The 10,387-nt window shown below is 57.7% G+C and carries 14 protein-coding genes and 1 other annotated feature; of the genes, 1 reads left to right on the plus strand and 13 read right to left on the minus strand.

Annotated elements, in window-relative coordinates; all coding sequences use genetic code 11:
- The 10 genes from ACTO5E_RS05495 to ACTO5E_RS05540 all read right to left on the minus strand — a co-directional run.
- On the minus strand, window positions 1–98 hold a 98-nt coding region (locus ACTO5E_RS05495; protein WP_482302299.1), incomplete at its 3' end, for an S-adenosylmethionine synthetase N-terminal domain-containing protein.
- A 427-nt stretch (window positions 99–525) separates the two neighbouring features.
- Complete coding sequence (locus tag ACTO5E_RS05500; RefSeq protein WP_482302270.1) at window positions 526–1,710, minus strand: ABC transporter substrate-binding protein; 1,185 nt, start codon at window positions 1,708–1,710, stop codon at window positions 526–528.
- Window positions 1,711–1,712: 2 nt separating this feature from the next.
- Window positions 1,713–2,528 (minus strand): ABC transporter permease, encoded by an 816-nt coding sequence (locus ACTO5E_RS05505; protein ID WP_482302272.1) that lies wholly within the window; start codon window positions 2,526–2,528, stop codon window positions 1,713–1,715.
- Complete coding sequence (locus ACTO5E_RS05510) at window positions 2,525–3,355, minus strand: ABC transporter permease (protein ID WP_482302274.1); 831 nt, start codon at window positions 3,353–3,355, stop codon at window positions 2,525–2,527. The genes ACTO5E_RS05505 and ACTO5E_RS05510 overlap by 4 nt, the downstream gene beginning before the upstream one ends.
- Window positions 3,339–4,481 carry an ABC transporter ATP-binding protein gene (locus ACTO5E_RS05515; RefSeq protein ID WP_482302276.1) on the minus strand — a complete coding sequence of 381 codons (1,143 nt, stop codon included), beginning with the start codon at window positions 4,479–4,481 and terminating at the stop codon, window positions 3,339–3,341. The genes ACTO5E_RS05510 and ACTO5E_RS05515 overlap by 17 nt, the downstream gene beginning before the upstream one ends.
- A 599-nt stretch (window positions 4,482–5,080) precedes the next feature.
- Entirely contained in the window at window positions 5,081–5,476 is a 396-nt protein-coding gene (locus tag ACTO5E_RS05520) for a hypothetical protein (protein WP_482302277.1), read from the minus strand.
- Window positions 5,477–5,629: 153 nt separating this feature from the next.
- On the minus strand, window positions 5,630–6,244 hold the full coding sequence (locus ACTO5E_RS05525) for an MBL fold metallo-hydrolase (protein WP_482302279.1): 615 nt from the start codon (window positions 6,242–6,244) through the stop codon (window positions 5,630–5,632).
- A gap of 81 nt (window positions 6,245–6,325) precedes the next feature.
- The gene (gene rplL, locus ACTO5E_RS05530) at window positions 6,326–6,703 is read right to left on the minus strand and encodes a 50S ribosomal protein L7/L12 (protein WP_482302280.1); all 378 of its coding nucleotides are present in this window, start codon (window positions 6,701–6,703) and stop codon (window positions 6,326–6,328) included.
- 84 nt (window positions 6,704–6,787) lie between these two features.
- The gene (rplJ, locus tag ACTO5E_RS05535; RefSeq protein ID WP_482302281.1) at window positions 6,788–7,324 is read right to left on the minus strand and encodes a 50S ribosomal protein L10; all 537 of its coding nucleotides are present in this window, start codon (window positions 7,322–7,324) and stop codon (window positions 6,788–6,790) included.
- A gap of 26 nt (window positions 7,325–7,350) precedes the next feature.
- Window positions 7,351–7,527 (minus strand) — a sequence feature (ribosomal protein L10 leader region).
- Window positions 7,528–7,549: 22 nt separating this feature from the next.
- Window positions 7,550–8,038 (minus strand): pyridoxamine 5'-phosphate oxidase family protein, encoded by a 489-nt coding sequence (locus ACTO5E_RS05540; protein WP_482302283.1) that lies wholly within the window; start codon window positions 8,036–8,038, stop codon window positions 7,550–7,552.
- Window positions 8,039–8,160: 122 nt separating this feature from the next.
- Between ACTO5E_RS05540 and ACTO5E_RS05545 the strand changes: the two genes are divergently transcribed.
- The gene (locus tag ACTO5E_RS05545; RefSeq protein ID WP_482302285.1) at window positions 8,161–8,496 is read left to right on the plus strand and encodes a hypothetical protein; all 336 of its coding nucleotides are present in this window, start codon (window positions 8,161–8,163) and stop codon (window positions 8,494–8,496) included.
- Between the two features lie 21 nt (window positions 8,497–8,517).
- Here the strand turns inward: ACTO5E_RS05545 and rplA are convergent, their stop codons facing one another.
- From rplA to nusG, 3 genes are all read right to left on the minus strand, one after another.
- Window positions 8,518–9,210, minus strand: a complete 693-nt coding sequence (gene rplA / locus ACTO5E_RS05550) for a 50S ribosomal protein L1 (protein ID WP_482302286.1) — start codon at window positions 9,208–9,210, stop codon at window positions 8,518–8,520.
- An 18-nt stretch (window positions 9,211–9,228) separates the two neighbouring features.
- Window positions 9,229–9,654 carry a 50S ribosomal protein L11 gene (rplK, locus tag ACTO5E_RS05555; protein ID WP_482302288.1) on the minus strand — a complete coding sequence of 142 codons (426 nt, stop codon included), beginning with the start codon at window positions 9,652–9,654 and terminating at the stop codon, window positions 9,229–9,231.
- Between the two features lie 130 nt (window positions 9,655–9,784).
- Window positions 9,785–10,309, minus strand: coding sequence for a transcription termination/antitermination protein NusG (gene nusG / locus ACTO5E_RS05560; RefSeq protein ID WP_482302289.1), 525 nt, complete (start codon window positions 10,307–10,309; stop codon window positions 9,785–9,787).
- Window positions 10,310–10,387: the final 78 nt, after the last annotated feature.

A 10,387-nucleotide genomic window follows, 5' to 3' on the forward strand; every position in this document is an offset into this window, starting at 1 on the left:
GCTACGAGCGCATCAAGAATCGCATCAGATATCTGATCGCACATTTTATCTGGATGCCCTTCTGTTACCGACTCTGAAGTAAATAAATATTTTTCCATAGGTATTCCCCTTTTCACTCTTGATTATGTTGATTGCATTACGATATTATTATAATATCATTTTGCGAGACTGTCAAGAGAAAAATGAAACGCGGACAAAAAATATATTTGCAAAAATCGCCCGGTGGGACATTTACCGTAAGGGGTTCTCATTCAGCGGCGGCGAAGCGGATACCCGGCAATGCCCTTAAGTCCTGAACGTTGGGGAGGAGTCCCGACTGCTTGGCTCAAAGTCAGGTGGAGAGACTATTCTGTCCCCCAACGAGTCGAGAACAGACGAGACGGAGCCTCGGGCTCCGCTACCCACGGAAAGCGTCGTGTGCGGTATTGCCAATATGGGCCCGTGTGCCAAGGGCCGCCGCATAACAGTCCCCCAGCCGGCAAAAGCAAAAGAGCGGGACAGGCCCCAGGGCCCGCCCCGCTCGCTTTATGCCAGCTCTCTCTTTCGTTTTCTCCGCTTATAGATGATAATGGCGATATATACCGCCAAAAAGCCCATGATAATGGCCACCAGCAGCGCCGATTCCCCCGGCCCGCCCATTTTTACCTCTGCCCACAGCTTGTCCAGCAGGGCGGAGGTTCCTTCAGGCAGGTTCACAAAGACCTGGGTCTTGTCCAGGGTCTCCTGGTCCGGGTAGTACAGGGGGCTCTCCACCACCTCCGGGTCAAGATAGGCCTTGGCGGCGGTCTCCGGGGTGGAATAGCCTACATAGTCCATGTTGGCCCCGGCAATCTCCGGGTCGCAGAGAAAATTGATGTACTCCTCCGCCTCCTTCTTGTGGCTGGCCGTAGCAGGCACACAAATAGCGTCCACAAAGAAGTTGGTGCCCTCCTCTGGCACGGCAAAGGCAATGTTGTCCGAGTTGTCCACCAGAATCGCCGCGTCCCCGGCATAATAGGGGGCCAGCCAGGCCTCGCCGCTCTCCATCTTGTCAAAAATCTGGTCCATAACATAGGCCTGCAGCAGGGGCTTCTGCTGCTTCAGCAGCGTTGCTGCCTCCTGCCAGTCCTGCTCTTCCGTGCCGTTCACATTCTGCCCCAGCATGAACTGGGCAATGGCAAAGCTGTCCCTGGGGTTGTCGAACATGAGAATCTTACCGGCGTACCGGTCGTCCCACAGGGCGTTCCAGCTGGTGACCTCCTCCACATACTCTGTATTGTAGAAGACGCCCACCACCCCCCAGGTGTAGGGGACAGAGTAGAGGTTCTCCGGGTCATAGTCCGGGTTGCGGAACTGGGGGTCGATATAGGAGAAGTTGGGAATATTCTCAAAATCCAGCTGGGCCAGCATTCCCTCGTCAATCAGCCGGGAGACCATATAGTCTGAGGGGATGATGATGTCATAGTCCGCCCCGCCCCCTGCCAGCTTGGAGTAAAGGGACTCGTTGCTGTCAAAGGTGGTGTAGTTGACCTGAATGCCTGTGCGCCGGGTAAACTCCGCGTTCACATCCATGGACTCATCCGTGCCGTTGGCGATGTATTCGCCCCAGTTATACACATTGATGGTGACCCCCCGGCTGGGAGCCTCCCCGCTGTCCGCCCGGGCAGCGGGGGACAGCATGCCCCCCCAGAGCGTCAGGGCCAGCAGAAAAAATGCAGTGAAGCGTTTCATTTTCACCCATCCTCCTCCATTTCCTTGATCTGCCGGTTCGCCTTGGCGTTGCGGGTGTTGACGATAATCAGCAAAGCCATCACCACCACAAACAGCACGGTGGACAAAGCGTTGATCTCCGGGCTCACTCGTTTGCGGGTCATGGAATAAATATAGATGGGCAGGGTTTGGGTGGTGCCGCTGGTGAAGTAGCTGATAACAAAGTCGTCAATAGACAGGGTGAAGGCCATAATCATGCCGGTGACCACCCCGGGCATGATTTCCGGCAGCACCACCTTGAAAAAGGCTTTTACCGGGGGACAGCCCAGGTCCTGAGCCGCCTCATACAGAGCCGGGTCCATCTGCCGGAGCTTGGGCAGCACCGAGAGGATGACATAGGGCAGACAAAAGGTGATGTGCGCCGCGATAATGGACGCCATGCCCAGGCTGCGCCCCCCGAACAGCCCCACAGTGAACACAAACAGCAGCATCATGGACACGCCGGTGACAATCTCCGGGTTCACCATGGGAAAGTTGGTGATGTTCATCATCACCCGCTTGGGCAGGCGCTTCATGGAGCTGATGCCAATGGCCGCCATGGTGCCCAGCACCGTAGACGCCGCGGCAGCTGCCACGGCAATAAGCAGGGTGTTCCGCAGAGCCTCCAGAATCAGCCGGTCTTCAAACAGCTTCTGATACCATTTCAGGGAGAAGCCGCTGAACACCGTGCGGCTGGCAGTCTCTGTGTCGTTGAAGGAGAACACAATGAGCACCAGAATCGGCGCGTAGAGAAACAGGAAAATCAAAAGGGTGTAGACCCGTCCCATTGCCTTGGTCACAGCAGCATCCCTCCTCCCGCATTGACTTCCTCTCCATCGTCAAACTGGTTCATAATGCCCATGCAGATGAGGATAATCACCATAAGCACCAGGGAGATGGCAGAGCCCAGATTGGGGTTGTAGGCGCTGCCTAAAAACTGCATGTCAATCAAGTCGCCAATCAGCAGGTTGCCCCCGCCCCCCAGCATTTTGGAGATGATGAAGGTACTTACCGCAGGCACAAACACCATGGTCACCCCAGAGATGACCCCGGGCATACTCATGGGCACCACAACCTTCAAAAAGACCTTTTTGTCATCCGCGCCCAGGTCCTGGGCGGCCTCAATCACGCTGGGGTCAATTTTGGTCAGCACCGAGTACAGGGGCAGAATCATGTAGGGGATGTAGTTATACACCATGCCCAGCACCACAGCCCCGGCCGTGTTGATCATGTGGACTTTGGGCAGGCCCAGGGCGGCAAGGGCAGCGTTGATGAGCCCGTTGTCCTCCAAAAGGGTCATCCAGGCGTAGGTGCGCAGCAGAAAGTTCATCCACATGGGCAGCATCACCAGCATCACCATAACGCTCTGACGCTTGGCAGGCAGGCGGGAGATAATATAGGCCAGAGGATAGCCCATCACCAGCGACACCGCGGTTGCCACCGCCCCCAGCCAGATGGACCGGAGGAACACATTGGAGTATTGCCCCACGCTGAGGATATTGTCCAGTGTGAAGGCCCCGGACTTATCTGTAAAGGCAAACCATGCCACCAGCACCATGGGCAGCACAATAAAAACCGTCATCCACACCGTGTAGGGGGCGGAGAGGAGCTTAGAGTTCGTCTTCATTGCCTGCGCCCTCCTCTCCTCCGCTGGCGGCCATGTCCTCCTCCATCTCGTCCGAGAAGGTGCTGTAGTCGCCGAACTGGCCGGAATATTCCGACTTGGCCATTACATGGATGTCGTCCGGGGTCAGGGAGAGGCCGATGCGGTCCCCCACCTCCCGGCAGTCCGTGGACTGGATCATCCACTTGAAGCCCGCCACGTCCACAATGATCTCATAGTGCACCCCCTTGAAGGTGACATTGGTGACCTCCCCGGTAATGTGGGTGGAGTCCGCCTGAACCACGTCAATGTCCTCGGGCCGGATGACCACGTCCACCGGGGTGTTGGTGCCAAAGCCCTTGTCCAGGCAGGGGAACCGGTGCCCGGCAAAGCGCACCTCATAGTCCTGAAGCATCAGCCCGTCCAGAATATTGGACTCGCCGATAAAGTCCGCCACAAAGGCGTTCTCCGGCTCGTTGTAAATGTCGGTGGGAGAGCCGATTTGCTGAATGACGCCTCCGTCCATCACCACCACCCGGTCTGACATGGACAGGGCCTCCTCCTGGTCGTGGGTGACAAACACAAAGGTAATGCCTGTCTGCTGCTGAATCTTTTTCAGTTCCACCTGCATGTCCTTGCGCAGCTTCAGGTCCAGGGCGGAGAGGGGCTCGTCCAGCAGCAGCACCTTGGGCTCGTTGGCCAGGGCCCGGGCCATGGCCACCCGCTGCTGCTGCCCGCCAGAGAGCTGGCTGACCCCCCTGTGGGCATAGCCGGAGAGGTTCACCATGGCAAGCATTTCGTGAACGGTTTTTTTAACCTCTTTTTCGGGCCTTCCCTTCAGCCTCATGCCAAAGGCAATGTTGTCGTACACATTGAGGTGGGGAAACAGGGCGTACTTTTGAAAAATGGTGTTGACCTCCCGCTTGTGCGGGGGGAGCTGGGTGATGTTTTCGCCATAAAAAAAGACCTCGCCCGCGTCCGGCTTGATAAAGCCGCCGATGGTGCGCAGCACCGTGGTTTTGCCACAGCCCGAGGGGCCCAGAAGGGTCACGAACTCCCCGTCGTGAATGTCCAGCCCAAAGCCGGACAGCACCTGCTCGCCATCGTAGGACACAGCGATGTCTTTCAGCGAAATAATAGACTGACCCATGATTTGCATGTCTCCTTTGCGGCCACCACCAGCGCAAGCGCTGGACCTTATTCGCGCCTCAAAGCTGCCGGTGTCAGCCAGAAAGCGGCCCGCGAGCTGCTGCCAGCGAGACCCTGCGCCTTTTTCTATGGCTGTGGGTGGGGCTGAAAGCTGCCTGTGGGGGCAATCTGCCGACATTTCGGCGGCGAATGGAGCGGGCGCTGTAAACGCTGCTGGTGGGTAGTAGAATTAGGTTGCGTGTCTTTCGTTATTCACAACATAACCCAGCCCGGAATGGAACACGCTGCCTCCCGCAAAGGATTTTCTGGTCCCGTCCGCCAGAGTGAAGTCCAGCATGGACGGGCCGGAGCAGTGCAAAACCGGGCCGCTTTTATGGCCGCGGACCTCCTTGAAAGCGCGGCCTTTTACAGATGCAAACGCAATGTACTTACTATACGAAAAAAATCGAGCTTTGTCAAGTATAGTTTTTTGAGGGAAAGCAGGGAGCAGAGACAATCGCGGGAAAGGGGACTCCTTCCCATCCCCAGTCCCCACAAAAAAATTGAGCCGGCTAAATCAGCCGGCCCAATTCGAGGTAAAATATGAAAGGACGAAAACCCTTATACTCTGTAATATTTTTCACCCAGACTGCCTTGCAGCGATGTGCCCTGCCGGGACCGGCTGCTCCGCCGCCGCTCCCGGGCAACTGCCCGGGCCGCTGCCTGCCGCTGCCGTCTCCGGGACGCCCAGGCAAAGGCCAGCAGCCCTAACACCGGGATTGCCGCCAGCGCCCCAAAGGCCGCTGCGCTGGCCACCAGGGGAATCCCCGGCTCTCCCACTGCCGGAGCCGAGATGCCCCGGGGCTCCTGCTGCTGGGTCTGGGTCTGGCTTATGTACCGGTCCATGGCCTCCTCCGGGCTGACCCGGCTGGCCGCGCTCAGCACGGCAATCAAGCCTACGGTCACGATCAAAACAAAAAAGAACGGAAGGAATTTTCCTGTCAGTCTCCGGCTCATGCCGCGCCTCCCTGCCGCTGTTATGACGGCATATTATGTCTATTGAAGATTGCATTTTAATTACAAGTGTTACAAATTGGTTACATTCTAGCATGTCTTGCTGGAAAATGCAAGCTTATTTCAAAAAGTTAACAATATATTCACAATTAAACATTAAAACCCGTGACCACACCGCGGCCTCTTCTTTGCCAGCCTTTTCAACCGCTGCATACTGGCCTGAGCGGCGGTGAAGTCTTCCCAGCACCAAGGCCCTGTAACCGGCCCCAGGCCTTGGGCGGCATCTCCGGCCAATAGGGCGCCATCTGCCAGCAACACGCCCATCGAGCCAGCCGTGTGTCCTGGCAGGGCCACCACCCTCCCCGCAACGCCATAGGGAGCAAGGTCCATGCCCTCTGTCAAAAATACATGGGGGTGTACCGGCGGGATCTCCTGCGTCTGTATGGTGTGGTTGCTGGCAGCGGCATAAAGCCGGCCCCAAAGCCCCCTGCCATACACCCGCCGCCGTTCGCCCTGGGCCAGCAGGTCCGCGTCCTCTCGGCTGATGCCCACCGGACAACCCAACTCGCCGGAGAGAAACGCGGCGTTCTGGCAATGGTCGCAGTGGCCATGGGTCAGCAGGATCAGCCGTACCCGGGCGGCGCGGCAGGCTTCCAGCACCAGCTGCCGGTAGCGGGCCGTGCCGGTATCTACCAGCACGCTGCCGCCCTGGCCCCGCAGCAGATAGGCGTTGGCAAACCCACAGCGCAGCACCGTCACTGTGGTTTTCATAGCGATACCTCCCTCAAATAGCAAGAAACGGGCAGGTTACCCCGCCCGTCCCTCTTATATTCCCGTTCATTTGGGCAAGCCTTACTTCAGCTCCACCTCAGCGCCAGCCTCAGTCAGCTTGGCCTTCAGAGCCTCGGCGTCCTCCTTGGAGATGCCCTCCTTCACAGCCTTGGGAGCCTCGTCCACCAGAGCCTTGGCCTCCTTCAGGCCCAGACCGGCAGCGTCCTTAACCACCTTGATGACGTTGATCTTGTTGGCGCCAGCAGACTTCAGGATGACGTCAAACTCGGTCTTCTCCTCAGCAGCGGGAGCAGCGGCGGCGGGAGCGGCAACGGCAACGGCGGCGGGAGCGGCAGCGGACACGCCGAACTCCTCCTCGAGAGCCTTGACCAGCTCGGAGAGCTCCAGAACAGTAAGAGCCTTGACTTCTTCAATCAGGTTGGTGACTTTCTCAGACATGGTAATTTCCTCCAAAATATCAAATTATTTTTCAGTGAAAGATACAGAAATTTTGTGACTTCCTCAGAATCTGCTTGAAAAAAATCAGGCAGACTGCTTCTCGGCAATGGCGTTGAGAGCAATAACCAGGCTGCGGAGCGCACCGCTGCACACATTGGCCATACCCTGGATGGGGCCGTTCAAGCCGCCGAGCACCTGTGCCAGAAGGACCTCCTTGGGCGGGAGCTTGGCCAGCTCCTCAATTCCCGTGGCATCCACTGCGCCGCCGTCAATAAAGCCGGCCTTTACCGCAAAGGTGGTGTTGGGGTTGGCCTTGATATAGTCAGAGAGGATTTTCGGGGCCTCGGTGTAGCCCTTGTCGCTGTAGGCAATGGCGGTAGAGCCCTTCAGGTGCTCGTCCAGGCCGTCAATCCCCGCCTCCTGAAAGGCGCGGGACAGCAGGGTGTTCTTCACCACCTTGTACTCACAGCCGGCCTCCCGCAGCTCCTTGCGGAGCTTGGTGTCCTTCTCCACGCTGATGCCGCTGTAGTTGACCAGCACGCCCACATTGGCCCCCTTAAAGGCCTCGCAGAGCTCGCTGACCTGCTGCTTTTTCTGTTCCAGAATTTTCTCGCTGGGCAATTTGTTTCACCTCCGTTATATGGGGTCAGTCCAAATCAAAAGCGCCTCTCCCGGAGGAAAGGCCGGGAAAGGCGCTGGAAATCAAGCAAATGAATGGGGGAATCCCCCGTTTCCACACGCTTATCTTCCCTCGGCAGGCTGGTTTCCCGTTTCAGTCCGGCTATGCGGACGCCTGCTGTCTTTGGTTGGACAGCTTGATTATTATAGCACATGCCGTGGGGGATGTCAAGCCTTATTCCCCATCATTTCCTTTGCCTGCTTTCCGGTCATGTGTTCTATTTTCATTTCCAGCACACAGAGCCTGCCCTGGCTGTCCGCAATCTCCCGGGCCCTGGCCGAGCCGTCGTCCTGGGGGCAGTACCGGGCCGCCAGCTTATGGGCAGCGGCCAGGGCCTCCTCCCCCTCCAGCACCCGGATCACCCCAAAGGCAATGACGCTGCGGAAGTAGGTGGTGAACTTTTCAGGCGCCACTTGGTCCTGGTCAATGACACAGAAGGAGCCCTTTGGACACCGGGCAATGGCGTCCAGCTTGTGGCCGCTTTTGGCGCAGTGGAAGATGAGCCGCTCCCCGTCCAGGGCGTAGCTGATGGGCACCGCATAGGGGTAGCCTCCGTCCCCTGCCAGGGCCAGGACCCCAGAGGTGCCCCGTTCCAGAACAGCCCAGCTCTCCTCTTGGTTCAGCTGCTGCTTAAATCTGCGCATGGGTCGAAACATTGTGATTCCTCCAATCCTTTCAAATCCGTTTGCCTTACAGAAATCTTACGGTTTTTCCTCCCCGCTTGTCCTGGGCCTGTTGTTATGCTACACTGAGAGAAAAGGGGAAGGAGTGTGCTTTTATGCTGGATTCACCAGGCATTTCATTAATCGCATACATGTTCACCGATTGGTTCGGCTTCTGCTACTTTGTGCTTCCAGTGCTTCTGACCTTTACCGGCCAGCTTTGGCTGTGCTTTCGCACCAAACCCATCCTGCCCAAGCTGCTGCCCGCTGCTTTTGGTGCCCTGGTCATGGCGGTAGTTTACGGGGCGTTTCTGGTCGTCGGGGAAAATCTCCTCTACCTCTACCCTTTGGGCATAGCCGGGCTGATTCTTCTGGGCAGCTTTACCGGGTGGCTGGTTTACTTCGCTGCCTGTGCCATCCGCTGGCTAAAGAAAAAGACGTCTCACAGCTGAGACGCCTTTTTTATACAAACATCAGATGAACTTCGCGGGATTGATCTTGATGCCAGGGCCCATGGTAGCGGCCACGGTGCAGGAACGCACATACTGGCCCTTTGCCGCAGCGGGCTTGGCCTTGACAATGGCGTCCATCAGGGTGTTGAAGTTCTCCGCCAGCTTCTCAGAGCCAAAGGAAATCTTGCCGATGGGGCAGTGGATGATGTTGGTCTTGTCCAGGCGGTACTCAATTTTACCTGCCTTGGCCTCCTGCACAGCCCGGCCAATGTCCGGGGTCACAGTGCCGGCCTTGGGGTTGGGCATCAGGCCCCGGGGGCCCAGCACCCGGCCCAAACGGCCCACCAGGCCCATCATGTCAGGCGAGGTAACCACCACGTCAAAGTCCATCCAGCCCTCAGACTGAATCTTCTGAACCATTTCCTCAGCGCCCACATAGTCGGCGCCAGCGGCCTGGGCGGCCTCAATGTTGTCGCCCTTGCAGATGGCCAGCACCCGCACCTTTTTGCCCGTGCCATTGGGCAGAACCACCGCGCCGCGCACCTGCTGGTCCGCGTGACGGCCGTCAACGCCCAGCTTCACATGCAGCTCCACGGTCTCGTCAAACTTTGTGGTGCCGGTCTTGACGCAAAGGTCCAGGGCCTCTGCGGTGTCGTAAAGCTTCTGACGGTCAATGAGCTTTGCGCTCTCTCTGTACTTCTTTCCGTGTTTCATTGCAGCTTCCCCCTTCCCTTAGTCTGCCACTTCAACGCCCATGCTGCGGGCGGTGCCGGCGATCATGCTCATAGCCGCTTCCAAAGAGCCCGCGTTCAGGTCAGGCATCTTGGTCTCGGCAATCTTCTGTATCTGCTCCTTGGTGATTTTGGCCACCTTCTTCTTGTTGGGCTCACCGGAGGCGGTGTCAATGCCGCAGGCCTTTTTGATGAGCACGGCCGCGGGAGGCGTTTTGGTGACGAAGGTAAAGGAGCGGTCAGCGTACACAGTGATGACCACGGGGATGATCAGCCCCACATCGTTTTTGGTGCGCTCGTTGAACTCCTTGGTAAACGCCATAATATTAACGCCGTGCTGGCCCAAAGCAGGGCCCACAGGGGGGGCCGGAGTGGCTTTTCCGGCAGGGATTTGGAGCTTGATAAAGCCCGTTACCTTTTGTGCCATTTTTACATTACCTCCAAATATTGTGGTGATAGCGGTAGGGGCAGAAGAAATTTTACCCATACCTCCCACGGAGAAGCCTGGCGCTGCCGCCGGGCCTCACTCGCTTCTAAAACCTTTTGCTGTTCTGCTGTCAGCCAATGGGCTCGGCCTGGTCCAGCTCCAGCTCCACCGGGGTGTCCCGGCCAAACATAGAGACTGTAACCCGCACCCGGTTTTTCTCCGGGTCCAGCTCCTCCACCACGCCGATAAAGCCCTCCAGGGGTCCGTCGGTGATGTTCACCGAGTCGCCCACCTGGTAGCTTACCTCAAACTCGCGCTTGTCAATGCCCAGCCGGGCCACCTCGGCCTCGGTAAGGGGGATGGGCTTGGAGGAGGGCCCCACGAAGCCGGTGCAGCCCCGGATATTCCGCACAGCGTACCAGCTCTCGTCGGTCATGATCATTTTGACGATGACATAGCCCGGGAAGATCTTTCGCTCGACCTCCTTGCGCCTGCCGTCGTCGGTGATCTCCGTCACCTGTTCGGTGGGCACCCGGATCTCCTGAATGAGCTCTTGCAGCTGACGGTTCTCCACCGTCTTTTCCAGGTTTGAGGCTACCTTGTTTTCATATCCCGAGTAGGTATGCACCACATACCATTTCGCGTCCTCCGCCATAGCTACCTCCAAACGTTTCCGGCTTGTCTCTTCAAACGGGGCGGGGCTTTATGCCGCCACATTCATCACCAGGCCCAA

Source organism: Acutalibacter sp. (genome assembly GCF_056800975.1).